Origin of the sequence: Salmonella sp. SAL4457 (assembly GCF_046548235.1) — a bacterium.
GTDB classification, from domain to species: Bacteria; Pseudomonadota; Gammaproteobacteria; order Enterobacterales; family Enterobacteriaceae; genus Salmonella; species Salmonella enterica.
Map to the genome: position 1 here is coordinate 335133 of NZ_JBGDZO010000002.1, position 24847 is coordinate 359979.

The following is a 24847-nucleotide window of genomic DNA, read 5'->3' on the forward strand; positions in this document are numbered from 1 at the left end:
TATTTACATGTAGTTACAAATAGTTTCTCTCCGGAATCGTTATTTACCTCTCAATATAGTTACAAAAATTTCCGTATATTAAATTCATCAAGTTATTAATTTAAATTAAAAATAACCATAAATAACGTAAATATTTATTAACTTAGCGCTTTGTTTTTTATACCTGGAGGGAATAATGAAACGATTTATATTTCTGCCATTAATGACATATTTTCTATTAATGAATGCAATGGCAGCTGACGGAGAAAATAATCCCAGTAATCTATTAGGTGCACCAGTTAATACCGCTATTTCTGGTGGTTCAGTATTGCCGGAAGGAAAGTTATTAACCGCCGTGAATAGCTCATTTCGCGATAAAGATCATCAAATCGAGGGGCACGGAAGTCCGGATGTTTACTCCCAGATATGGTTATTGAAGATTCGTTACGGTTTGACCGACAGACTGGAATTATCAACTGTGGGTTCCTATATCAATAACAAACGAGACAATCTGTCTCCTGAGCACATAGAGGGAATGGGCGACCAATCGGTGGGGGTCAATTATGCTTTAATGAGCCAGCGAATAGGTGATCCGTTTTGGGTTACGGTAGGCGGGGCATTATTACTACCCACCGGGCAAGATGGAGATAATCATTTGCCTGGGAATAGCGCCTGGGGAGGAAGAGTAACACTCACTTTAACAAAATTATTTACTCCTAACATTAAAGGGGATATGGGTTTTGTCTATCAGGGACCATTTGAGCGCGGTAACCAGGACGTGAAACGAGGTAACGAATTCCAGTGGAATACCCAGGTGCGGTATATGTTTAGCGATTTACCGCTGGATCTTGGTCTGGAAAGTGCCTACAGCAATAATGCCTCTGGAACGAAAAAACTGTCTAATGGCAGCGTAATTAATAACCATTCTGGAACTACCGAATGGGTTGTTGGTCCGTCATTTAATATTGCCGTCGATTCACTGAAATTATGGTTTGGTGCCGGAGCCTTCTTCCCGGTAATGCAGGAAGCGAAGTCGCCAACCAAAATGGAAAATGTACGCTGGGAATTTAAAATAGGTAAGACCTGGTAAGACTCGTTCAAAGTGTTACCCGCCGACTGGCGGGTAACGTGCAGGAGTTAAAGCTTCTCGCCGTTGCTGGCAATCACCTCTTTGTACCAGTTGAAGCTCTTCTTACGCGAACGCGACATATCGCCCGTACCGTCATCGTGCTTGTTCACGTAGATGAAGCCGTAGCGCTTGCTGTACTGACCGGTGGTGAACGACACGCAGTCGATGCAGCCCCACGGCGTGTAGCCCATCAGGTCGACACCATCGTAAGTCACCGCTTTTTTCATCTCTTCAATATGGGCGCGCAGGTAGTCAATGCGATAGTCGTCGTTGATGCTGCCATCTTCTTCTACTTTGTCGTAAGCACCAAAACCGTTTTCGACAATAAACAGCGGCTTTTGATAGCGTTCGTACAGTTCACACAATGAATAACGCAGGCCCACCGGGTCAATCTGCCAGCCCCAGTCAGAGGCTTTAACATAGGGGTTCGGTACGCTGCCTTCAAAACCGGAAATCGCATCGCCGCTACCGCCTTCGGCTTTGACCGCGTTGGTCATGTAATAACTGAAACCAAGATAATCGCAGGTGCCTTCGCGCAGCACTTCAAGATCGCCATCTTCCATTTTGATGTTAAATCCGCGGCGCTCCCACTCGTTCAACACATAGGACGGGTAATAGCCGCGCAGCTGCACATCGGTAAAGACGTAGCGTTCACGCATCGACTCCTGAGCAAACATCACATCTTCTGGTTTACAGGAGAAAGGATACAGCGCGACCATCGCCAGCATACAACCCACTTTCATCTGCGGGTTAATGCGACGTGCCGCTTTTACCGCCAGCGCGCTGGCGACAAACTGATGATGTAAGACCTGATACATGGTTTCTTCTGGATTCTCATGCTCGGTATACACCACGCCGGAACAGCAGTAGCCAAACAGCGGCGCGCGCCAGTTTCGCTGATTGTTGATTTCGTTGAAGGTCATCCAGTATTTGACCTTATGTTTGTAGCGTTCAAACACGACTTCAGCAAAACGGACAAAGAAATCAACGACCTTACGATTGGTCCAGCCGCCGTAGTGCTGTACCAGATGTAATGGCATTTCAAAGTGGGAAAGGGTAATGACCGGTTCGATGTTGTATTTGAGTAACTCATCAAACATGTCGTCGTAGAATTTCAGACCGGCCTCGTTTGGCTGGGATTCGTCGCCATTCGGGAAGATACGCGTCCAGGCAATAGAGGTACGGAAGCATTTGAACCCCATTTCGGCGAAAAGACGGATGTCTTCTTTGTAATGTCCGTAAAAATCCACCGCCTCGTGGTTCGGATAGTATTTCCCAGCAACGACATTCTGGGTGATTTCGCGTGGCACGCCGTGTGCGCCGCCGGTTAGCACGTCGCAGATGCTGGGGCCTTTACCGTCTTTATTCCAGCCGCCTTCAACCTGGTGGGCGGCAACCGCGCCGCCCCATAAAAAATCTTTTGGCAGGGTGAGTTTTCTCATTGTTGCATAATCTCAATTTATTTAGTCTGTTATCATTCATTCTGCACCAAATGACATGTAAAGCGTACGCAAAATTCCAGGGTGCTCGCGTGTCGGGGCAAGAACACATTCAGATCGTAACATCCACTTCAAGGGGTCATATTCAGGGGGATAACCACATGCAGCCAAATGACATTACTTTCTTTCAACGTTTCCAGAATGACATTCTGGCAGGGCGTAAAACCATCACTATTCGTGATGCCTCCGAGTCCCACTTTAAAGCAGGCGATGTGCTACGCGTGGGGCGGTTCGAAGATGATGGCTATTTTTGCACAATCGAAGTGACAGGAACGTCAACTGTGACGCTGGATACGCTGAACGAAAAACATGCGCAACAGGAAAATATGTCGCTTGATGAGCTGAAACGGGTCATTGCTGAAATCTATCCCAACCAGACGCAATTTTATGTGATTGATTTTAAATGCCTTCGATAAATATGAACGCGTGTTAGTTGAGTTTTTGTAATTAACTTATTGAATAATAAGCAAAATTTAATTTTGCGAATTTATTTTTAGCTAACATGTGTTCACTGGAACCATTCTCAGTTACGCTAGAGGCGCAGTTCATCGTTATGAACGTTTCTCCGGAGTAAGTTATGGTGCAAAAACCATTAATGACGCAGGGATATTCGCTGGCTGAGGAAATCGCCAACAGTATTAGCCACGGCATTGGATTGGTATTTGGTATTGTCGGCCTGGTGCTGTTGTTGGTTCAGGCGGTAGAGGCGAATGCGGGTATGACGGCTATCGCCAGCTACAGTTTATATGGCGGGAGCATGATCCTGCTTTTTCTTGCCTCAACGCTTTATCATGCCATTCCTCATCAGCGGGCAAAAATCTGGTTAAAGAAATTTGATCACTGCGCTATCTATCTGCTCATTGCCGGAACCTATACGCCATTTCTGCTGGTAGGTCTGGATTCGCCGCTGGCGCGCGGACTAATGATTGTGATCTGGAGCCTGGCGCTATTCGGTATCCTCTTCAAGTTGACGATTGCGCACCGATTTAAAGTGCTTTCACTGGTTACGTATCTGGCAATGGGCTGGCTGTCGCTGATAGTGGTTTATCAGTTGGCGATTAAGCTGGCGATAGGCGGCGTGACGCTGCTGGCGGTAGGTGGCGTCGTTTACTCGCTGGGCGTAATTTTCTATGTTTGCAAACGTATACCTTATAACCACGCCATCTGGCATGGCTTTGTGCTGGGCGGCAGCGTGTGCCACTTCCTGGCCATCTATTTGTATGTGGGACAGGCGTAATTCCCGGATGCCCGTGCCGGATGGCGGCGCTGTCGTACCTTATCCGGCCTACGAGAACAGCACGTGCGAGCCTGATGGCGTTGCGCTATCAGGCTATCCGGCTTTTAACGTGATATCACTCTTCCAGCGAGTAGGGCAGCGGGACGATATGCAGGGTGTTGGCATCGTCGCGAACGCGGAAGACGCTTTCGGCTTCTAAATCGTTATTCATGACGGCCTGAACCAGTAACTGACCGTCGTCTAACTGCGCCGCCGCCAGAATAGCGCCGGTACGACGCCAGTTCTCGCCCATCTGTAGCTCCAGATCTTCTCCTGCTTCCGGTACCCGGCTGGCTTTGCCCGCCAGCAACCAAAGCGCGCGTTTATTGGCGCCGCGGAATTTTGCCCGTGCGACCATCTCCTGTCCGGTGTAGCAGCCTTTCTTGAAGCTGATGCCGCCCAGCGCCTGTAGGTTAGTCGCCTGGGGGATAAACTGACCGCTGTTCGCCGCGTCAATCACCGGAATGCCTGCTTCAATATCCAATGCCAGCCACTGTTGGCTGTTATTCAGTTCGGCTTCGCCATGCAACTTCTCCGTTAACATGTTGGCCGTCGCGACATCGGTGACAAGCAGGAATCGTTCCGCAGGATGTTCAAACCATAGCAGCGTGGAGGCGCCGTCTCTGACCACCTGATTTTTGCTATTGGGCAGTTCGCTAAAGACATTAGCCAGCGCCGCGCGGGCCTGAAAACCGGCCACGCCAAGCAATACGCGTTCGTCATCTGGCGCGATGACCACTTTGGAAAATACGGCGTACTTTTTCAGCTCCGTTAATTGCGCTTCACGCACGCTACGGCGTTCAATCCAGGCGAAACCGTCGCGCTCACGGAACAGGCGCAGAGTGCTCCACATCTTACCTTTAGCATCGCAGTGGGCGGCGAGAAGGTGTTGCTGTTCAGTCATCTGGCTTACGTCAGCGGTGACCTGGCCCTGAATATACTTTTCACTGTCTACGCCGGTAATGGTCGACAGCGCCCAGTCGTCAAGCGCGATCAGCGTCAGCGGCAGGCGGGCTGACGATGAAGGATGACGTGGTGGAAAGGAGATAAAAGCCATAAATAATGTCCTGGTTAGCTGCAACAATAATGGTTAATGGTAAAAGAGCCATCGGTCATTGCAAGTGCTTTAAATAGCCCATTGAGAGCGGATTGATCGTTTTGCGAGACGGTATCCAAAATGGATGAACATATTGATTCCCAGCTTTTATTTCGCGATCGCGTTCCAGATTACTGAGATTCCCGTAAAACAACGCCAAAAACACGTTACAATAGCCCGGTACTTCATTTTCGCGAGGCAGGAAGAACATGGATATTCACAATAAAGCACGTATTCACTGGGCATGTCGTCGCGGTATGCGCGAACTTGATATTTCCATCATGCCGTTTTTTGAACATGAGTACGATAGTTTAAGTGATGAAGAAAAGCGTATTTTTGTCCGTTTGTTGCAGAGTGATGACCCGGATTTATTTAACTGGTTAATGAATCACGGTAAACCGGCTGACGCTGAACTGGAACAGATGGTCCGACTCATTCAGACACGGAATCGGGAACGTGGTCCTGTGGCAATCTGATTTACGCGTCTCATGGCGCGCTCAGTGGATCTCATTGCTCATTCATGGGCTGGTTTCTGCGGTGATTTTATTGATGCCCTGGCCGCTGAGTTATACCCCGTTATGGATGATACTACTGTCGCTGGTCGTGTTTGACTGTGTACGTAGCCAGCGCAGGATTAATACCTGCCAGGGAGAGATCAAGCTACTCATGGACGGTCGCTTACGCTGGCAGGGGCAGGACTGGACGCTCTTGCGTCCGCCCTGGTTACTGAAGAGCGGGATGGTGTTGCGTTTACGCGCAGAGTCTGGACGTCATCAGCATTTATGGCTGGCGGCGGATAGCATGGAAGAAGCGGAATGGCGTGAGTTGCGTCGGATACTGTTACAGCAGCCGATATCAGGCCAACACTGACGGAACGGCGTAAACGCGGTTCCGTCGAGAGGGAAGTACAGCGAGTAAGGTTTCAGGCGTAGTGTTCGGCCATTTCGCCGAGAATTTGTTCACACCAGGTCTGTATACGCTCATCGCTGAGATCGTACTGGTTCGTTTCATCCAGCGCCAGGCCGACAAACAGTTGCCCATCCGCAATGACCGGTTTATTGCTGGTAAATTCGTAGCCTTCTGTGGGCCAGTAGCCGACAAATTTAACGCCTTTGAGGGCAAGTTTGTCATGCAACATACCCAGCGCATCCAGGAACCACTCGCCGTAGCCGAGCTGGTCGCCCATACCGTAAAGCGCAACGATTTTGCCTTCCAGATTGAGATCGTCCAGTTGCTCCCAGACGGCTTCCCAGTCCTCCTGAATTTCGCCAAAATCCCAGGTGGGGATGCCTAAAATGAGCACGTCGTACTGCTCCATTAAGGCGGGGGCGTCATCCTTGAGGTTATGTAATGTCACCAGCTCCGGGCCGAGGATATCGCGAATTTTCTCTGCGGCCATCTCGGTGTAGCACGTGCTGGAACCGTAAAAAAGACCCATGTTCATTACGTTACATCTCGATTCTGCTATAGCGTTGCGGGTAGTGTAACAGAATCACTGCATTCACGGCACAATGAGGCATAATGCACCAAAAGTAAGCGTGAAGTAGGGAGCGCGAATGGAACAGGATTTAGCGCGTATTGAGCAGTTTCTGGATGCCCTGTGGCTGGAACGAAATCTGGCGGAAAATACATTAAGAGCGTATCGTCGCGATTTATCGATGGTCGTTGCGTGGTTGCATCATCGCGGAAAAACGCTTGCGACGGCGCAGGCTGATGATTTACAAACGCTGCTGGCTGAACGGGTGGAGGGCGGATACAAAGCGACCAGCTCCGCACGCCTGTTAAGCGCTATGCGGCGCTTCTTCCAGCATCTGTACCGTGAAAAGTATCGTGAGGATGATCCGAGCGCGCAGTTGGCCTCGCCTAAGCTTCCGCAGCGTTTACCGAAAGACCTTAGCGAGGCGCAGGTTGAGCGGCTCTTGCAGGCGCCGCTTATTGATCAACCTTTGGAGTTGCGCGATAAAGCTATGCTGGAAGTGCTGTATGCCACCGGTTTGCGCGTGTCGGAACTGGTGGGGCTGACAATGAGCGATATCAGTCTGCGGCAGGGCGTGGTGCGGGTTATCGGTAAAGGCAATAAAGAGCGGTTGGTGCCGTTAGGCGAAGAGGCGGTATATTGGCTGGAAACGTATCTGGAGCATGGGCGTCCCTGGTTACTCAATGGCGTATCGATTGACGTATTGTTCCCCAGCCAGCGTGCGCAGCAGATGACGCGGCAGACCTTCTGGCACCGTATTAAACATTATGCGGTACTGGCTGGAATCGATAGCGAAAAACTATCGCCGCATGTTTTACGTCACGCTTTCGCCACGCATTTGCTGAATCACGGCGCCGACTTGCGCGTTGTACAAATGCTACTTGGGCATAGCGATCTTTCGACGACACAAATTTATACGCATGTCGCAACGGAGCGTTTGCGTCAACTTCATCAACAGCACCATCCGCGGGCATGAGTGCTGACAGGAAAGGATAGTTTATGAAAAAGCGTTTTATGATGTTCACTTTACTGGCGGCGGCGTTTTCAGGCGTGGCCCATGCGGATGATGTGGCTATCCGTCAGTCGCTGGCTAAGCTGGGCGTTCAGAGTACGGAAATTCAGGCCTCGCCAGTGGCAGGGATGAAAACCGTCCTCACTCACAGCGGCGTACTGTACGTCACTGATGACGGCAAACATATTATTCAAGGGCCGATGTATGACGTAAGCGGCGCGCATCCGGTAAACGTGACGAACAAACTGCTGATGAGCCAGCTAAATGCGCTGGAAAAAGAGATGATCGTCTATAAAGCGCCGGATGAGAAACATGTCATTACTGTTTTTACCGATATCACCTGCGGCTATTGTCATAAGCTACATGAAGAGATGAAAGATTATAACGCGCTGGGGATCACGGTACGTTATCTGGCCTTCCCGCGCCAGGGGCTGGAAAGCCAGGCGGAGCAGGATATGAAATCTATCTGGTGCGCCAAAGACAAAAACAAAGCGTTTGATGACGCCATGGCAGGTAAGGGCGTGAAACCGGCAAGCTGTGACGTGAACATTGCTGATCATTATGCGTTGGGCGTGCAGTTGGGCGTCAGCGGTACGCCAGCCATTATATTGAGTAACGGCTATGTGGTGCCTGGCTATCAGGGACCGAAAGAGATGAAAGCGTTTCTTGATGAGCATCAAAAACAGACCAGTGGTAAATAATACGCGTGAAACAACAGAGACAACTTCGTCGGCGCGAGGCTGATGAGACGGCGGAACTCCCCGCCGATCTTCCTCCATTACTACGACGTCTATATGCCAGCCGGGGCGTTCGTAGCGCCCGCGAACTGGAGCGCAGCGTGAAAGGAATGCTGCCCTGGCAACAGCTTAGCGGCATAGATAACGCGGTGGAGATCCTCTACAACGCCTTTCGCGAAGGTACCCGCATTATTGTTGTTGGCGATTTTGACGCCGACGGCGCGACCAGTACTGCGCTAAGCGTATTGGGAATGCGTGCGTTGGGATGTGACAACATCAGTTATCTGGTGCCTAATCGCTTTGAAGACGGCTACGGTTTAAGCCCGGAAGTGGTCGATCAGGCGAAGGCGCGCGGCGCGCAGCTTATCGTCACCGTAGACAACGGCATCTCATCCTACGCCGGCGTAGCGCATGCAAAGACGTTGGGGATTTCGGTGATCGTGACCGATCACCACCTGCCTGGCGACACGTTGCCGGATGCCGAAGCAATTATTAATCCCAATCTGCGCGACTGCGAATTCCCGTCTAAGTCGCTGGCGGGCGTCGGCGTGGCGTTTTACCTGATGCTGGCGTTGCGAACATTTTTGCGCGACAAAGGATGGTTCGACGAGCGTGGCATCGCGCCGCCGAATCTGGCGGAGCTGCTGGATTTAGTGGCGTTGGGAACGGTAGCAGACGTTGTGCCGCTGGACGCCAACAACCGTATTCTGACCTGGCAAGGGCTAAGTCGTATTCGTGCCGGGAAATGCCGTCCGGGAATTAAAGCGTTGCTGGAGATATCGAATCGCGATCCGCAGCAGCTTGCCGCCAGTGATTTAGGCTTCGCGTTGGGGCCTCGCCTGAATGCCGCCGGCAGGCTGGATGATATGTCCGTTGGCGTGGCGTTACTGTTGTGCGACAACCTCGGCGAAGCGCGTGTTCTGGCCAGCGAGCTGGATGCGCTTAACCAGACGCGCAAAGAAATAGAGCAGGGGATGCAGGCGGAAGCGCTTATCCTGTGCGAAAAGCTTGAGCGCAGTAGTGAAACGCTTCCGGGCGGTCTGGCGATGTATCATCCTGAATGGCATCAGGGCGTGGTCGGAATTCTGGCGTCGCGCATTAAAGAGCGTTTTCACCGCCCGGTGATCGCCTTTGCGCCTGCGGGCGACGGCACGCTAAAAGGCTCAGGTCGTTCGATTCAGGGGCTGCATATGCGCGATGCGCTGGAAAGGCTGGATACCCTTTACCCTGATCTGATGATCAAGTTCGGCGGTCATGCGATGGCGGCGGGATTGTCGCTGGAAGAGCATAAATTCGAGCAGTTTCAGCAACGTTTTGGCGAGCTGGTGACGGAATGGCTCGATCCTGCCCTGTTGCAAGGCGAGGTGATCTCCGATGGTCCATTAAGCGCGGCGGAGATGTCTATGGAAGTGGCGCAACTGTTGCGGGATGCCGGACCGTGGGGGCAAATGTTCCCGGAACCGTTATTCGATGGTCGTTTCCGTCTGCTACAGCAGCGTCTGGTGGGCGAGCGCCACCTCAAGGTGATGGTGGAGCCCGTCGGCGGCGGCCCGCTGTTGGATGGCATCGCATTTAATATTGATACGACCTGTTGGCCGGATAACGGCGTGCGGGAGGTAGAACTGGCTTATAAACTGGACATTAACGAGTTTCGCGGCAACCGTAGTTTACAGATTATTATCGATGATATTTGGCCGCTATGATCGGGGCGATTTAACAACACTTTCGCTGTAATTAAGGGGCGAAATCCGCTAATATTTCGCCCTTATAACTGCATTTTGACAAGTCAAATAAAAGAAATCAGACCATGTTTGAAATTAACCCGGTGAATAACCGCATTCAGGACCTCACGGAACGCACCAACGTTCTTAGGGGGTATCTTTGACTACGATGCTAAGAAAGAGCGTCTGGAAGAAGTAAACGCCGAGCTGGAACAGCCGGATGTCTGGAACGAACCTGAGCGCGCGCAGGCGCTGGGAAAAGAGCGTTCATCGCTCGAAGCGATCGTCGATACGCTTGATCAAATGACTCAGGGGCTGGACGACGTTTCCGGGCTGTTGGAACTGGCGGTAGAAGCTGACGACGAAGAGACGTTTAACGAAGCCGTCGCGGAACTGAATACGCTGGAAGAGAAACTGGCGCAGTTGGAATTCCGTCGGATGTTCTCCGGCGAGTACGATAGCGCCGATTGCTATCTCGATATTCAGGCCGGTTCTGGTGGTACTGAAGCGCAGGACTGGGCCAGCATGTTGCTGCGTATGTATCTGCGTTGGGCGGAAGCGCGCGGCTTCAAGACAGAAGTCATTGAAGAGTCGGAAGGGGAAGTCGCCGGCATTAAGTCCGCGACTATCAAAATCTCCGGCGAATATGCCTATGGCTGGCTGCGCACTGAAACCGGCGTACATCGTCTGGTGCGTAAAAGCCCGTTCGACTCCGGCGGTCGCCGTCATACCTCGTTTAGCTCCGCATTTGTGTATCCGGAAGTGGACGACGATATCGATATCGACATTAACCCGGCGGATCTGCGTATCGACGTCTATCGCGCGTCTGGCGCAGGCGGTCAGCACGTTAACCGTACGGAGTCCGCCGTGCGTATCACCCATATTCCCACCGGGATCGTGACGCAGTGCCAGAACGACCGTTCGCAGCACAAAAACAAAGACCAGGCCATGAAGCAGATGAAAGCGAAGCTTTATGAACTGGAGATGCAGAAAAAGAACGCTGAAAAACAGGCGATGGAAGACACTAAGTCCGATATCGGCTGGGGAAGCCAGATTCGTTCCTATGTCCTGGACGATTCCCGCATTAAAGACCTGCGTACTGGGGTGGAAACCCGCAATACACAGGCGGTACTGGACGGTAGTCTGGATCAATTTATCGAAGCAAGTTTGAAAGCAGGGCTATGAGGAATCAACATGTCTGAACAAAACGCACAGGGCGCTGACGAGGTAGTCGATCTCAACAATGAAATGAAGGCACGTCGCGAGAAGCTGGCTGCACTGCGTGAGCAGGGTATCCCGTTCCCGAACGATTTCCGTCGTGACCGTACCTCAGACCAACTGCACGCAGAGTTTGACGCGAAAGAAGCTGAAGAACTGGAAGCGCTGAATATTGAAGTGTCCGTCGCGGGCCGTATGATGACTCGCCGTATTATGGGTAAAGCCTCTTTTGTTACCCTGCAAGACGTAGGCGGCCGCATTCAGCTGTATGTGGCGCGCGATGATCTGCCGGAAGGCGTTTACAACGAGCAGTTCAAGAAGTGGGATCTTGGCGATATCCTCGGCGCGAAAGGTAAGCTGTTCAAAACCAAAACCGGCGAGCTGTCTATCCACTGCACCGAACTGCGCCTGCTGACGAAAGCGCTGCGTCCGTTGCCGGATAAATTCCACGGCCTGCAGGACCAGGAAGCGCGCTATCGCCAGCGTTATCTGGATCTCATCTCTAACGATGAATCCCGTAACACCTTCAAAACCCGTTCGAAGATCCTGGCTGGTATTCGCCAGTTTATGGTTGCTCGCGGCTTTATGGAAGTCGAAACGCCGATGATGCAGGTGATCCCAGGCGGCGCGTCTGCCCGTCCGTTTATCACCCATCACAACGCGCTGGATCTGGACATGTACCTGCGTATCGCGCCGGAACTGTACCTCAAGCGTCTGGTGGTTGGCGGCTTCGAACGCGTATTCGAAATTAACCGTAACTTCCGTAACGAAGGCATCTCCGTGCGCCATAATCCTGAGTTCACCATGATGGAACTCTATATGGCGTATGCGGACTACAAAGACCTGATCGAGCTGACTGAGTCTCTGTTCCGTACGCTGGCGCAGGATGTTCTGGGCACCACCCAGGTTCCGTACGGTGATGAAGTGTTTGACTTCGGTAAGCCGTTCGAAAAACTGACCATGCGTGAAGCGATCAAGAAATATCGTCCGGAAACAGATATGGCTGATCTGGACAACTTCGATTCCGCGAAGGCGATTGCTGAAAGCATCGGCATTCACGTCGAGAAGAGCTGGGGTCTGGGCCGTATCGTCACCGAGATCTTTGACGAAGTCGCTGAAGCGCATCTGATTCAGCCGACCTTCATCACCGAATATCCGGCTGAAGTGTCTCCACTGGCGCGTCGTAATGATGTGAACCCGGAAATCACTGACCGCTTCGAGTTCTTTATCGGCGGTCGTGAAATCGGCAATGGCTTTAGCGAGTTGAACGATGCGGAAGACCAGGCGCAGCGTTTCCTGGATCAGGTTAATGCAAAAGCGGCGGGCGACGACGAAGCCATGTTCTACGACGAAGACTACGTGACGGCGCTGGAACACGGTTTACCGCCGACAGCGGGTCTGGGAATTGGTATCGACCGTATGGTGATGCTGTTTACTAACAGCCACACGATTCGCGACGTTATTCTGTTCCCGGCGATGCGTCCGGTGAAATAAGATGTAAATTGCCGGATGGGGCATTAGCCGCCATCCGGCATCTCTTTGTTCAGGCGTAGCGCCATCAGGCAATCTTTAACGCTGGCAGTAATTGAGCAGTCGTTCACGCGCTTGTTCGTCTGACGCTTGCATGACCATCCACGGGCTAAATGCCCACGGCGTAGCGAGAAGGCTTTTCCATACGCTTTTAAATTCGCTCCACTGATAGTCCATCACCTCTTCGCTGTTAACCTGTAACACACTGGTTGCCCGCGCGGCAAATACCGGACAGACTTCATTTTCCACAATACCGTTTGGATCTGTCGCCCGATAGCTGAAGTGCGGATAGACGGGGGTGAGATCGGTAATTTCCACGCCGAGTTCGAACCGACAACGGCGGATGATCGCCTCTTCGGTGGTTTCGTCTTGTTGCGGATGACCGCAAACCGAATTCGTCCACACGCCTGGCCAGGCTTTCTTGCTCAGCGACCGTCGTGTTACCAGCAACTGACCATCTTCGTTAAATAGCCAGCAGGAGAAAGCCAGATGCAAAGGCGTATTAAGCGTATGAGCCGCATACTTTTCCAGTGTGCCGGAAGGCTTATCCTGCTCATCCAATAAAACGACATGTTCCTCAGTCATGAAAGCTCCTGAAAATTAAAATGACCCGGCAGCATGGCCAGGCCATATACTCAGACGATCAGCGTAGCGCATAACAGAAAGAAAGGCATTACCAAAACAGGCCCTGACAGAACGCAGACGAGCACCATTGTGCCGTGAGTCGATATTATGCTGGCATATCGGATATTCGCGGCATCATCATCCGCGCGGACCCTTTCCGGCGTCAATGGATTGGGCATACGGCATTTGGCTGCTATCATAAGGCGTCTGTCAATAGAGTGAGGAATGGTTTTGAGCGCAGGACGCCTGAACAAAAATAGCCTGGGTATTGCGGTGCTGTTATGCACAGGGCTGCTGCTGGCGGGGTGTTCCAGTAATTCCGGCTCAGGAACGTATTCCGGCTCCGTCTATACCGTTAAGCGCGGCGATACGTTGTATCGTATATCGCGCGCTACGGGAACCAGCGTGAAAGAACTGGCCCGACTGAATGGCATTTCTCCGCCTTATACTATTGAGGTGGGGCAGCGAATTAAAGTGCGCGGCAGCGCAAAGAGTAGCAGTTCAACACGCAAAACCAGCAATAAAACAGCAACAAAAACTGCTGCGGTCAGACCGTCATCTTCGGTGCCAAAATCCTCCTGGCCGCCGGTGGGGCAGCGTTGTTGGGTATGGCCTGCTAACGGTAAAGTGATTTTACCTTATTCCACCGCGGAGGGCGGAAATAAGGGGATCGATATTGCGGGCGCGCGCGGAACGCCTGTTTATGCGGCGGGAGCGGGTAAAGTTGTCTATGTCGGGAACCAGCTGCGCGGTTACGGCAATCTCATCATGATTAAGCACAATGAAGATTACATTACGGCTTACGCTCATAATGACACCATGCTGGTTAATAATGGACAAAGCGTTAAAGCGGGGCAAAAAATCGCTACGATGGGCAGCACGGATGCCGCATCCGTAAGACTACACTTCCAGATTCGCTACCGGGCGACGGCCATCGATCCGCTGCGTTATCTGCCGCCGCAGGGGAGTAAACCGAAGTGCTGACGGCGAATTAATCGCCAGTCAGCCAGTAAGTCTCTTGCCAACCAGAGCGTAAGGTTTATAATGCCTTACGCATCTCAAAGCGGGCGTAGTTCAATGGTAGAACGAGAGCTTCCCAAGCTCTATACGAGGGTTCGATTCCCTTCGCCCGCTCCAGACAACTACCTTCTAATGTCTACTAACTCCACGAATTTACAGCAATTTTTCCTGTCTGAACGTCTGCCGTTTCTTATGTAACCCCATTCTGGTTAACGATCCGCCTCCGAAGAGGTGAAGGAATAGTCCATCAGACGGATTTCCTGTCGCGCGGTCTCAATTATCTTAAGAACAAGCTGGAGATCTGTACCTTCCGGATAAAATCCTGCCTCAATGATGGCTGCGTAAGTATGCGGTACTGGCGCACACCGAGCCAGACCGAGCAAACCGGGCAGAAGCCATGGGCACATATGTTTTTTATGCATTGTTTGCATGGTATTTCCTTCATTGGATGTATTCAGAAATGCCGGAGTCGGGGAAACTCGCTTTCCCCGATTGCCGGGGTTGGACAAGGATGCCCTGCGGAGTGCGCGTCATGTGACTGGATTATTTTTTCCTGTATATCTCTTTGACATATACATCGCCTCTACTCATAATGGATATACGCGTTGTATATCCAGAAAGGAGGCAGTTATGCACACAACACTTTTTTTTAGTAACCGGACCCAGGCAGTCAGATTGCCTAAATCGATATCCTTTCCGGAGGATGTGAAACATGTCGAAATCATTGCGGTTGGTAGAAGCAGAATCATTACTCCAGTCGGAGAATCCTGGGACAGCTGGTTCGATGGCGAAGGCGCCAGTACTGATTTTATGAGCACCAGAGAACAACCCGCAGTACAGGAACGGGAAGGATTCTGATGCTGAAATTCATGCTTGATACCAATACTTGTATTTTCACCATCAAAAATAAGCCCGAACACATCAGAGAACGCTTCAACCTCAATACATCCCGAATGTGTATCAGCTCCATCACCTTAATGGAGCTGATTTACGGTGCTGAAAAAAGCCTGGCGCCGGAGCGTAATCTTGCCGTCGTGGAGGGATTTATCTCCCGCCTTGAGGTTCTGGATTACGATACACAGGCAGCGATACATACCGGTCAAATCCGTGCCGAATTGGCCCGCAAGGGAACACCTGTCGGGCCTTATGACCAGATGATTGCTGGCCATGCCCGTAGCCGCGGACTGGTCGTCGTCACAAACAATCTCCGCGAATTTGAACGCATTCCGGGTATCCGAATCGAAGACTGGTGCTAATTTCTGCATCAGATGTTATCCCCGGATTCAAACTCTTTTCCGGATTTAGTGGCACAGTCAATTTGGTTACCTGCTTAATGGTGGTTTGCATCACATTTTTAGCTGGTGGTATTTTTTATGTTGACTGGAGATATCTGCCAACAGCATAACTTTTACGGCCAGATAATAAATAAAAGAGTACCAAAATGTCGTATTCTGACATGTTTACGAAGGGAGTACCGCTCCCTTCTTTTTTTCCTGGATACTCACTGAACAATGCCGTTACTGCCCGATAACTGCCGCATCCCCCTCTCCATAGCCGTTTCCTGCAACTTAAATCACAGACGTTGATTTACCAGGCCGATATGCCTTCTTTCCCGTTATATACCCTTCATACTTCAAGTTGCTTATGTGTTGGCTACGGATTACTCAGTCCATCCATGGGCCTCGCCCTGACGGGCCGTCGCACGCGACGTTCAAGTCTGCTCCCGGCAGATTTGTTGCTCTCCCCGGTCACAGCGTTATCTATGCTCCCGGGGACTCACTCCCTTGCCGCCTTTCAGCAACTCAAATTATTTTTGGTATATATCAGTGAACTTCTATTTTTGTCAGTTTTTATTTTCCAGTTTATTTATTATTAAATACTGTTTCTGGCCTAGATATATTTTCGTGAATAGCCTCCCGACAGCCGGAGATAAAGTTATTTGCTGGCGTAACAGTGCTCATAATTTAAAAGATTTATTTATAGTTTGTTATCACGGAAAGATTTTAACTTAATACATGCCAGTAAGGCATCAGGTAAAATAACCGGAGAGAAGAAGATGAACAAAATGCTATTAGCCGGAAGTACCGGTATTGTTCTGCTGTCTGCTGCAGCCAGTCCGGTATGGGCAGACGATAATGCCAGTACATTTTCACTTGGATACGCCCAGTCCCATACTAATCACGCCGGGACGTTGCGTGGGGTACGGCTGGCAAACAACTATGAAATGTCACCGGACTGGGGGCTGACAACCTCATTTGCATGGCTAAATGGAAGCCAGCGCTATTCCGATGAAAGCAGTAATGGTCGTGTAACAACCCGTTATTACTCCCTGCTTGCAGGCCCCTCATGGAAAATAAATAACCAGTTAAGTCTGTATAGTCAAGTGGGCCCCGTATTATTGCATCAGCGTGATCACGGGATAAATGAGTCCGACAGTAAGGTCGGATATGGTTATTCTGCTGGCGTGGCTTATACCCCGGTCAGTAGTGTCGCTATAACTCTGGGTTATGAGGGAGCGGATTTTGATGCTACCCATAACAGCGGAAGCCTTAATAGCAACGGCTTTAATCTTGGCGTGGGTTACCGGTTCTGAATAGGATAATACGATAAAAAATGTTACTTTGTGGAGATGATGGATTATGAAAAGCCATATTATGCCAGGCGTTGCGCTGATGTTTATCCTGTTTTCAGGAAATATTATGGCCGCAACAAACATGACTGATAACGTTACTCTGAATAATGACAAGATATCCGGACAGGCCTGGCAGGCCATGCGTGATATCGGAATGTCGCGATTCGAGTTGTTTAATGGTCGGACCCAAAAGGCGGAACAACTGGCTGCGCAAGCAGAAAAACTCCTGAACGATGACAGCACTGACTGGAAGCTGTATGTCAAATCAGATAAAAAAGCCCCAGTTGAAGGAGACCACTATATTCGGATAAATTCATCGATTACGGTAGCAGAAGATTATCTCCCTGCGGGCCAGAAAAATGATGCTATTAATAAAGCAAACCAGAAAATGAAAGAAGGAGATAAAAAAGGGACTATAGAGGCCCTGAAACTAGCAGGCGTCAGTGTTATTGAAAATCAGGAACTCATTCCTCTTCAGCAAACCCGTAAGGATGTGACCACAGCGCTTTCCTTGATGAACGAAGGAAAATACTATCAGGCAGGTCTATTACTGAAATCAGCTCAGGATGGCATAGTTGTAGACTCTCAGTCAGTTCAGGAATCACCCACGCCCCCCGTGCAGCACGACGCCGCGCATTAATATCCCCCAGCCTGCTGTATATATTACAGCAGGCAGCATTATGTCTGACAGCTATTACCAGTTTGCTCTTTGCTGTCGGCATTGTTTTTAAAATTCATCCGTGAAGTTCAGTAATGTCAGGGTACCTGCATTTATATCTATTGTGATGCCCATCACAAATACAGAAGAATATCATTTCATTTATTATTTTTTATTCCTTCCACTTATGATGGTTCATAATGATTTATTAAGTTAATGTTTTGGAATTAAATGCCTTTTACTTGCGTTATATCCAGTTTTTTATGCTACCAGTAATTTCATTGTTATATATGATTAGTATTATGTTTTGTAAATATCCAGTGTAATGGAAAAGCAAAACATACATTCCCGATAATATATTACAAAATATTTCATGTCCGCTGCGAATATCTGTCTGTTAGGTATTCACCCGCTTATAATTACATTAAAAAGTATTTCTTTGATGATTATTCTTAAATTACGATCATAATCATCGATCGTATCGATCTATTTTTATTGTTTTAATTTGAATGAGAATTTTCTTACAACTGATTAGGCATTAGCTGAAATCAATATTTTTCGATGGAAAGTTCAGGTGCTTCGTTTAACACCAGGCGTTTATTATTCATGCGAATCTTTTCTGAACGCTTTCATTAATACCCTCAGAGTTGTTTTCAGCCTTTGCAAAATAATTCTCATTCACCCAAAGGACATATTATCTATGCGTAATAAAATAATACTTGCCATGGCGGCTGCCGGTATGATGTATGGCGCTTCTGTATTTGCCGCCGGTACAACGCCCACAGCAGGCCCGTTCGGCTCAGGTAAAATTACCTTCACCGGCACTATCACCAACTCACCCTGTGATGTCGCACCGGGTGACGATGCGATTACTGTTCCGTTTGGACAGATTTCTTACCGTAAACTGAATACCGCTGACGCAACTACGGACTCAAAACCGTTCACCATTCACCTGCAGAACTGTGCTTTCGATGCGGGTAGCTCCGATGTACCTGGCTCCGCAGGGCTAATGTCTAAAGTGACTGTTTCTTTTTCTGGCACGGGAGACAGCACTCATCACGCATACATCAGTACCGGCAGCGCTGAGCATGTTGGTGTCCAGCTATTAAAAAGTGACAACTCCACAATTATCGAGCCCAACACCCCGATGCCGGATGGCGAAGCTCAGCAACTGCAAAATGGTAATAACGAACTCAACTTCTTTGCCCGCCTGATTGCCCTGAGCACTGGCGTCACCCCCGGTGATGTCAACGCCTCCGTCACCTACAAGCTGAAATACCTGTGATTTTTACGCGGTAAATAACGACAGGGATAAGCCGTCCACGGAGGGTTTCGGGCGGCTTTCATATCTGACCACGCCTGCGGGCTGTCTGTTACACGGACGACAACACGAAAGCGCCATGCCATGAAAATTACCCGGCTTGCCATTCTGATTACCCTGACATTTTCCGTCCTGAAGTCGCAGGCCACGGAGTTCAATGCCAGCCTGCTGGACAGCGGGAACCTGTCTAACGTGGACCTCACGGCCTTCAGCCGCGAGGGGTATGTGGCGCCCGGTAACTATATTCTCGATATCTGGCTCAATGACCAGCCGGTACGGGAACAGTATCCGGTCAGGGTTGTACCGGTTGCCGGACTCGACGCGGCCGTCATCTGTGTGACAACAGACATGGTGGCCATGCTGGGTCTTAAGGATAAGATTATTCATGGCCTGAAACCCGTTACCGGTATCCCGGACGGGCAATGCCTTGAGCTGCGCTCCGCTGACAGTCAGGTACGGTACAGCGCTGAAAATCAGCGTCTGACCTTCATTATTCCCCAGGCCTGGATGCGTTATCAGGACCCGGACTGGGTGCCCCCTTCACGCTGGAGCGACGGCGTCACCGCCGGCCTGCTTGATTACAGCCTGATGGTCAACCGCTATATGCCGCAGCAGGGGGAAACCTCTACCAGCTACAGCCTCTACGGCACCGCCGGGTTTAATCTCGGCGCCTGGCGATTGCGGAGCGATTACCAGTACAGCCGTTTTGACAGTGGGCAGGGCGCATCACAGTCCGATTTTTATCTGCCGCAGACGTATCTGTTCCGTGCCTTGCCAGCACTGCGCTCAAAACTGACGCTCGGACAGACGTACCTCAGCTCCGCTATTTTTGACTCCTTCCGCTTTGCCGGGCTCACTTTGGCCAGCGATGAGCGCATGCTGCCGCCCTCTCTTCAGGGGTATGCCCCGAAAATTAGCGGCATTGCGAACAGTAATGCACAGGTCACCGTCAGCCAGAATGGTCGCATTCTGTACCAGACCCGGGTGTCGCCGGGGCCTTTTGAGCTTCCCGACCTGAGCCAGAATATCAGCGGCAACCTGGATGTCAGCGTCCGGGAAAGCGACGGTAGCGTCCGGACCTGGCAGGTCAACACGGCCAGCGTCCCCTTTATGGCACGCCAGGGACAGGTTCGCTATAAGGTGGCCGCCGGACGTCCGCTGTACGGCGGGACGCATAACAACAGCACGGTCAGCCCTGACTTCCTGCTCGGGGAGGCCACCTGGGGAGCATTTAACAACACGTCGCTGTATGGCGGCCTCATTGCCTCCACCGGCGACTACCAGTCCGCGGCGCTCGGGATCGGCCAGAATATGGGGCTGCTGGGCGCTCTGTCTGCGGACGTCACCCGCTCAGATGCACGGTTGCCGCATGGGCAGAAGCAGTCCGGTTACAGCTACCGTATCAACTATGCCAAAACGTTTGATAAAACCGGCAGTACCCTGGCGTTCGTCGGATACCGCTTTTCGGACCGCCATTTTCTTTCCATGCCGGAGTACCTGCAGCGTCGGGCCACCGACGGCGGCGATGCATGGCATGAAAAACAGAGCTACACCGTGACTTACAGCCAGTCCGTTCCGGTACTCAACATGAGCGCGGCCCTCTCGGTAAGCCGGCTCAATTACTGGAACGCACAGTCCAACAATAACTACATGCTCAGCTTCAACAAAGTGTTCAGTCTCGGCGACCTTCAGGGGCTCTCGGCCTCGGTGTCGTTTGCCCGTAACCAGTACACCGGCGGGGGGAGCCAGAACCAGGTCTACGCCACCATCAGTATCCCGTGGGGTGACAGCCGCCAGGTGAGCTACAGCGTGCAGAAGGATAACCGGGGCGGCCTGCAGCAGACCGTGAATTACAGCGATTTCCATAACCCGGATACCACATGGAACATCAGCGCCGGTCATAACCGCTATGACACCGGCAGTAACAGCAGCTTTAGCGGCAGCGTGCAGAGCCGTCTGCCGTGGGGTCAGGCGGCAGCGGACGCCACCCTGCAGCCCGGACAGTACCGCAGCCTGGGCCTGAGCTGGTACGGCTCGGTGACCGCCACCGCCCACGGCGCCGCCTTCAGCCAGTCGATGGCCGGGAATGAGCCTCGCATGATGATAGATACCGGAGACGTGGCCGGTGTGCCGGTGAACGGCAACAGCGGGGTGACCAACCGCTTCGGGGTGGGCGTGGTGAGCGCCGGCAGCAGCTATCGGCGCAGCGATATTTCGGTTGATGTGGCCGCCCTGCCGGAGGACGTGGACGTCAGCAGCTCCGTCATCAGCCAGGTGCTGACGGAGGGCGCGGTGGGCTACCGGAAGATTGACGCCAGCCAGGGGGAGCAGGTGCTCGGTCATATCCGACTGGCTGATGGCGCCAGTCCGCCGTTTGGCGCTCTGGTAGTGTCCGGGAAAAGCGGCAGAACCGCGGGGATGGTCGGAGATGACGGTCTGGCCTACCTGACAGGTCTCAGCGGGGAAGACCGCCGGACCCTAAACGTGTCCTGGGATGGCCGGGTGCAGTGCAAACTCACCCTGCCGGAAACGGTGACACTCAGTCGGGGGCCGCTGTTACTGCCCTGCAGATAAAAATATCCCTGTCACAGAGCAGGACTAACGGAGAAAACAGGTGAAAAACAGCAGAAGAAGCCGTGTGATTTTACTCGCGCTGGCGGCAGCATGGAGCCAGTGCAGCCCGGCGGCCGTCAATGTCGACCGGACCCGTATTATCATGGATGCGCCGCAGAAAACGGTGGCCATCACGCTGAATAACGATGACAAAACCACGCCGTTCCTGGCGCAGTCCTGGGTGACGGATGCTGACGGGGGGAGAACCGATGCGCTGATGGCGCTGCCGCCGCTGCAGCGTATTGATGCCGGACAGAAATCCCAGGTCCGCATCACCCAGGTTCGCGGGCTGACAGATAAGCTCCCTCAGGACAGGGAAACACTGTTCTGGTTTAACGTGCGGGGCGTTCCCCCGAAGCCGGAAGACGACAACGTCCTGCAGCTGGCCATGCAGAGTCAGCTGAAACTGTTTTACCGTCCGAAAGCCATTATCAGAAGCAGCAGTGACCAGCCGGAAAGAAAGCTGACTGCTGAGCGGAATGCGGGACATCTGACCCTCAGAAACCCGACGCCGTACTACATCACTGTGGCGTGGCTGGGAGCAGACCGCAGCCACAGGCTCAGCGGTTTCCGCGAGGGCGTGATGGTGCCGCCCCTGGGGAGCCTGCCTTTAAAGGCTGTTCTGCCGGCAGAAACCCGGACGCTGTGGGTGGGGTATATTGATGATTACGGTGGACTGCAGATGAACCGCTACGCCTGCGATGCCCTGAACTGCGCGTTTAAGGACGCAGGGGCGACATCATGACAGGACGATTATTCAATATGAAATCACTGATACTGTCAGGTGTGTTTCTTTTCTTTGCTGTCTGTGATTCTGCGAGGGCAAACTATGACTGGTCAAAATGTGATGCCAATGGAAATGTAAATATTCAGAATATCAGTCTGAAGGGAGGACAATATTTACAAGGGCAGGAACTACAGAGGGTTACCGTTCCGATCAGTTATACCTGCTATACAAAATGGAGCAGTTTTGGTTCACTTAGTTACTCCGCAGCTATGTATCTTTCCGGTATGGGGCAGGTAGTAAATGCGCTAAAAAGTACCGGTTTGGGAATGGATATCATTGCTCAGGAAGGGAGTCTGGCGCCAGTCACATTTACATGGAAGGAGATACAGGCAGGGTTTTCTGGGTGGGGCAAGTCAAAAACATTCGGGCAATGGATGGCGCCTGAGAAAACATATAATCTGAGCGGAACCCTTACGTTACGTATATTTGTCGAATCCTCTTTTAAAAATACTTTTGTGAACATAAACATTCCGGCAACTGTGATTCATATTTTACCCTATAACCCAACACAACCTGGGATTTCTGTTGGGCCACCAACTGTTCCTTACACATCTTTAACCGTTTCTGCCTTTAATATCAGGTTTATTCCAGACAATTCTGGCAGGGTTATTATTTCTCCCTCTGTTGTCAATCTTGGACATTTTTATACGGAATATAAGGAAACCATGGTGCCCAGGGAAGTACCTTTCACCGTTACAGCACAACAGAATGTCGGAACGCAGATCCCGTTCGTCGCCCCACTGGCTATAGAGTTCAGGACCAACGGTCTGGCACTGGCAGATGCTGACAGCACCGTGATTCTTAAGAATAATAAACAAGAAAACAATGGTTTCAGACTGTCGGTAATGGATGTGGATAATAACACACCAGTTAAATTTAATGTGAAAACAGATATGGGATCTATCCATCTTGATAACGGTGCCGGTGGCAGAATTATAAAACAGTATAAAGCAAAGGTCGAAGCTATACCCGGTGCGGTAATTAAAACAGGTGCTTTTTCAGCCGCAATGACAGTGATTGTTACTTACAATTAGCAGGATTAAATACCATTTCCTGATAGTTAATTAAAAAATAGCTATAAATTTATCTTTATGATTATTTTTTTCTTCTCGGTCTTTTTCACTAAAAAAACGGAGAGTTTGCATGTCTTCTGATAAATCAAAAGGGAAGATAGTTTTTTCAGGTAACGATATTCATTATCCCGGACAGACCAACCATGATGCCTGTTTTATTCCGGTAAGTGTCCGCCAGTATGCCGGCGAGCCCCTGTATATCATCGTGGCACACTGGTGCCTGTTGCAGCAGAACTGGGTTCAGCGTAACCAGATAGCAGAGGCGTTTCACATCACGGCCAGACGGGCCAGCTACCTGATTGCCTATCTGCGAAGCAAAACATCGCGGGTGGTCAGCATCTGCCGTCACCAGACCCTGCCCAATAAAGCACGACGCTATGAGATTTATGTTATCCGGGTTCTTGACAGTCCCACCCCGTCCACGCGTCGTGAAAAAGCCGGACCGCCGCCGGTATCAAAACGCCGGGTCGGTAATGGTGACAGGTCGATGGCAAATGAACTGTGGAACCGGCTGTGCAGTAACAGAAATGCGGGGAAGATCCTGAAAAAGAAGGAGGATGAGGATGACGGAACATAACCGGATACCGGCCCGGCAGATTATCGTTTACGGTGACTGCTGGCCGGTGACGATCGCCGTGGCACACCTGGTCCGGAGATTTATGCCGGGCTGCAACTGTGAAACCGCATACAGGCAGCCTGTTCTGTTGCAGCAATTACGTCGGAAACCGGAGGCCATACTGATACTGTGTCTGCGTCCCCGTGAACATCTCTTTTTGTTCTATTCCCTGAGACAGATACTGCCGGACTACCCGGTTATGATTATCAGCGATGAGCTGTTTTTCAGCGACCGGGTGGTACTGAAGGTATACGGCGGCATCCCGGCGCTGCTGGAGCCGGAACTGGCGGAGATACTTATCCGGGGGCGGCGGGGTGAACAGTGGGCCGGGGGCGCACGCCTGCGCAGGACAGGAGCGCTGGACGCCTTTTTGTTATCTCCGGCTCCGGTGACGGGCTTTCTGGAAGTGCCACCGATATTTAACAATCCGAAGCGGTTGATGAACTATATGGACCAGTTGATGCACCGGGAGATACTGGCATGCGGAGTGAGCCTGGCCCAGTTACGCTTGCTTCAGGAAGTTTACCGTGGACGGGGAAGGCTGTCAGCGTTGTGTGGAAGGCTGAATACGCAGGAGAAGCAAATCTGGCAGGACAAATACCGGTTACTGGTGAAGCTGGGAATGCGGAACCGATTACGGGAACTGCTGTTTGGTACCCGGTTTTGTAAATCACTGCAGCGAACTCCGTTTATCGCTCCGCAATAACCCGCCTCCGGCAACCCTATCCAGAAACACTGACACTCCGGCTAAACCCGGTGGCGGTGGGGTATGTTTTGCCTGTGGTGTAGTGGAGTAAAACACAGAATTCAGGCGGGACGCTGAATGTAT

Annotated in this window: 26 protein-coding genes and 1 tRNA gene; 22 read left to right on the plus strand and 5 right to left on the minus strand. The window is 51.3% G+C overall.

Annotated elements, in window-relative coordinates; translation table 11 throughout:
* Nucleotides 1-175 precede the first annotated feature (175 nt).
* Nucleotides 176-1069 (plus strand): transporter, encoded by an 894-nt coding sequence (locus ACLJNW_RS09230; protein ID WP_024154704.1) that lies wholly within the window; start codon nt 176-178, stop codon nt 1067-1069.
* Between the two features lie 47 nt (nt 1070-1116).
* On the opposite strand, the gene bglA is transcribed toward ACLJNW_RS09230, so the two are convergent.
* Entirely contained in the window at nt 1117-2550 is a 1434-nt protein-coding gene (gene bglA / locus ACLJNW_RS09235; protein ID WP_001230141.1) for a 6-phospho-beta-glucosidase BglA, read from the minus strand.
* A 158-nt stretch (nt 2551-2708) separates the two neighbouring features.
* Between bglA and yqfB the strand changes: the two genes are divergently transcribed.
* Both yqfB and trhA read left to right on the plus strand, forming a co-directional pair.
* Nucleotides 2709-3023 carry a N(4)-acetylcytidine aminohydrolase gene (gene yqfB / locus ACLJNW_RS09240; RefSeq protein WP_001182977.1) on the plus strand — a complete coding sequence of 105 codons (315 nt, stop codon included), beginning with the start codon at nt 2709-2711 and terminating at the stop codon, nt 3021-3023.
* 161 nt (nt 3024-3184) lie between these two features.
* Nucleotides 3185-3844, plus strand: a complete 660-nt coding sequence (gene trhA, locus ACLJNW_RS09245) for a PAQR family membrane homeostasis protein TrhA (protein WP_000250289.1) — start codon at nt 3185-3187, stop codon at nt 3842-3844.
* Between the two features lie 115 nt (nt 3845-3959).
* Here the strand turns inward: trhA and ygfZ are convergent, their stop codons facing one another.
* Nucleotides 3960-4940 (minus strand): tRNA-modifying protein YgfZ, encoded by a 981-nt coding sequence (ygfZ, locus tag ACLJNW_RS09250; RefSeq protein ID WP_024154705.1) that lies wholly within the window; start codon nt 4938-4940, stop codon nt 3960-3962.
* A 248-nt stretch (nt 4941-5188) separates the two neighbouring features.
* Between ygfZ and sdhE the strand changes: the two genes are divergently transcribed.
* Nucleotides 5189-5455 carry an FAD assembly factor SdhE gene (gene sdhE / locus ACLJNW_RS09255; protein ID WP_000351186.1) on the plus strand — a complete coding sequence of 89 codons (267 nt, stop codon included), beginning with the start codon at nt 5189-5191 and terminating at the stop codon, nt 5453-5455.
* A complete protein-coding gene (locus ACLJNW_RS09260; protein ID WP_000244761.1) occupies nt 5436-5849 on the plus strand; it encodes a protein YgfX in 414 nt (137 codons plus the stop codon). The genes sdhE and ACLJNW_RS09260 overlap by 20 nt, the downstream gene beginning before the upstream one ends.
* 52 nt (nt 5850-5901) lie before the next feature.
* Here ACLJNW_RS09260 and fldB read toward each other — a convergent pair whose 3' ends face one another.
* A complete protein-coding gene (fldB, locus tag ACLJNW_RS09265; RefSeq protein WP_001055885.1) occupies nt 5902-6423 on the minus strand; it encodes a flavodoxin FldB in 522 nt (173 codons plus the stop codon).
* 112 nt (nt 6424-6535) lie between these two features.
* Here fldB and xerD point away from each other — a divergent pair, with 112 nt between their 5' ends.
* The 5 genes from xerD (at nt 6536) to lysS (ending at nt 12638) form a co-directional block, all read left to right on the plus strand.
* Nucleotides 6536-7432, plus strand: coding sequence for a site-specific tyrosine recombinase XerD (gene xerD / locus ACLJNW_RS09270; RefSeq protein WP_024154707.1), 897 nt, complete (start codon nt 6536-6538; stop codon nt 7430-7432).
* Nucleotides 7433-7455: 23 nt separating this feature from the next.
* The gene (dsbC, locus tag ACLJNW_RS09275; RefSeq protein WP_024154708.1) at nt 7456-8169 is read left to right on the plus strand and encodes a bifunctional protein-disulfide isomerase/oxidoreductase DsbC; all 714 of its coding nucleotides are present in this window, start codon (nt 7456-7458) and stop codon (nt 8167-8169) included.
* A 5-nt stretch (nt 8170-8174) separates the two neighbouring features.
* Nucleotides 8175-9908 carry a single-stranded-DNA-specific exonuclease RecJ gene (gene recJ, locus ACLJNW_RS09280; protein WP_001748681.1) on the plus strand — a complete coding sequence of 578 codons (1734 nt, stop codon included), beginning with the start codon at nt 8175-8177 and terminating at the stop codon, nt 9906-9908.
* A 104-nt stretch (nt 9909-10012) separates the two neighbouring features.
* Nucleotides 10013-11111, plus strand: a protein-coding gene (gene prfB, locus ACLJNW_RS09285) for a peptide chain release factor 2 (RefSeq protein ID WP_010989230.1) whose coding sequence is annotated in 2 segments (ribosomal slippage) — nt 10013-10087 and nt 10089-11111 — 1098 coding nt in all. Because the reading frame shifts where the segments join, the coding sequence is not laid out codon by codon here.
* A gap of 9 nt (nt 11112-11120) precedes the next feature.
* The gene (lysS, locus tag ACLJNW_RS09290) at nt 11121-12638 is read left to right on the plus strand and encodes a lysine--tRNA ligase (RefSeq protein ID WP_000003339.1); all 1518 of its coding nucleotides are present in this window, start codon (nt 11121-11123) and stop codon (nt 12636-12638) included.
* A 75-nt stretch (nt 12639-12713) separates the two neighbouring features.
* On the opposite strand, the gene idi is transcribed toward lysS, so the two are convergent.
* On the minus strand, nt 12714-13259 hold the full coding sequence (gene idi, locus ACLJNW_RS09295; protein ID WP_000133986.1) for an isopentenyl-diphosphate Delta-isomerase: 546 nt from the start codon (nt 13257-13259) through the stop codon (nt 12714-12716).
* A gap of 264 nt (nt 13260-13523) precedes the next feature.
* Here idi and actS point away from each other — a divergent pair, with 264 nt between their 5' ends.
* Nucleotides 13524-14282 carry an amidase activator ActS gene (gene actS, locus ACLJNW_RS09300; RefSeq protein WP_000244328.1) on the plus strand — a complete coding sequence of 253 codons (759 nt, stop codon included), beginning with the start codon at nt 13524-13526 and terminating at the stop codon, nt 14280-14282.
* 79 nt (nt 14283-14361) lie between these two features.
* Nucleotides 14362-14435 (plus strand) — tRNA-Gly (locus tag ACLJNW_RS09305).
* Nucleotides 14436-14527: 92 nt separating this feature from the next.
* On the opposite strand, the gene ACLJNW_RS09310 is transcribed toward ACLJNW_RS09305, so the two are convergent.
* Nucleotides 14528-14740, minus strand: coding sequence for a hypothetical protein (locus ACLJNW_RS09310; protein ID WP_024150980.1), 213 nt, complete (start codon nt 14738-14740; stop codon nt 14528-14530).
* 208 nt (nt 14741-14948) lie between these two features.
* On the opposite strand from ACLJNW_RS09310, the gene vapB reads away from it, so the two are divergent.
* The 10 genes from vapB (at nt 14949) to ACLJNW_RS09360 (ending at nt 24724) form a co-directional block, all read left to right on the plus strand.
* On the plus strand, nt 14949-15176 hold the full coding sequence (gene vapB / locus ACLJNW_RS09315) for a toxin-antitoxin system antitoxin VapB (RefSeq protein ID WP_000557549.1): 228 nt from the start codon (nt 14949-14951) through the stop codon (nt 15174-15176).
* The gene (gene vapC, locus ACLJNW_RS09320) at nt 15176-15574 is read left to right on the plus strand and encodes a tRNA(fMet)-specific endonuclease VapC (protein WP_000911337.1); all 399 of its coding nucleotides are present in this window, start codon (nt 15176-15178) and stop codon (nt 15572-15574) included. Before vapB ends, vapC begins: the two co-directional genes overlap by 1 nt.
* A gap of 800 nt (nt 15575-16374) precedes the next feature.
* Nucleotides 16375-16911: an STM3031 family outer membrane protein gene (locus ACLJNW_RS09325; RefSeq protein WP_001038506.1), complete on the plus strand. Its 537-nt coding sequence runs from the start codon at nt 16375-16377 to the stop codon at nt 16909-16911.
* A 46-nt stretch (nt 16912-16957) separates the two neighbouring features.
* The gene (locus tag ACLJNW_RS09330; RefSeq protein WP_023202174.1) at nt 16958-17590 is read left to right on the plus strand and encodes a YfdX family protein; all 633 of its coding nucleotides are present in this window, start codon (nt 16958-16960) and stop codon (nt 17588-17590) included.
* A 718-nt stretch (nt 17591-18308) separates the two neighbouring features.
* A complete protein-coding gene (locus ACLJNW_RS09335) occupies nt 18309-18893 on the plus strand; it encodes a fimbrial protein (RefSeq protein WP_024154709.1) in 585 nt (194 codons plus the stop codon).
* 120 nt (nt 18894-19013) lie between these two features.
* A complete protein-coding gene (stdB, locus tag ACLJNW_RS09340; RefSeq protein ID WP_024154710.1) occupies nt 19014-21503 on the plus strand; it encodes a fimbrial outer membrane usher protein StdB in 2490 nt (829 codons plus the stop codon).
* Nucleotides 21504-21543: 40 nt separating this feature from the next.
* Entirely contained in the window at nt 21544-22287 is a 744-nt protein-coding gene (stdC, locus tag ACLJNW_RS09345) for a fimbrial biogenesis chaperone StdC (protein ID WP_024154711.1), read from the plus strand.
* Nucleotides 22284-23363, plus strand: coding sequence for a fimbrial protein (locus ACLJNW_RS09350; RefSeq protein WP_024154712.1), 1080 nt, complete (start codon nt 22284-22286; stop codon nt 23361-23363). Before stdC ends, ACLJNW_RS09350 begins: the two co-directional genes overlap by 4 nt.
* A 109-nt stretch (nt 23364-23472) precedes the next feature.
* Nucleotides 23473-23979, plus strand: a complete 507-nt coding sequence (locus tag ACLJNW_RS09355) for a CaiF/GrlA family transcriptional regulator (protein ID WP_000093333.1) — start codon at nt 23473-23475, stop codon at nt 23977-23979.
* Nucleotides 23966-24724 (plus strand): transcriptional regulator, encoded by a 759-nt coding sequence (locus tag ACLJNW_RS09360; RefSeq protein WP_024154713.1) that lies wholly within the window; start codon nt 23966-23968, stop codon nt 24722-24724. Before ACLJNW_RS09355 ends, ACLJNW_RS09360 begins: the two co-directional genes overlap by 14 nt.
* Nucleotides 24725-24847 lie beyond the last annotated feature (123 nt).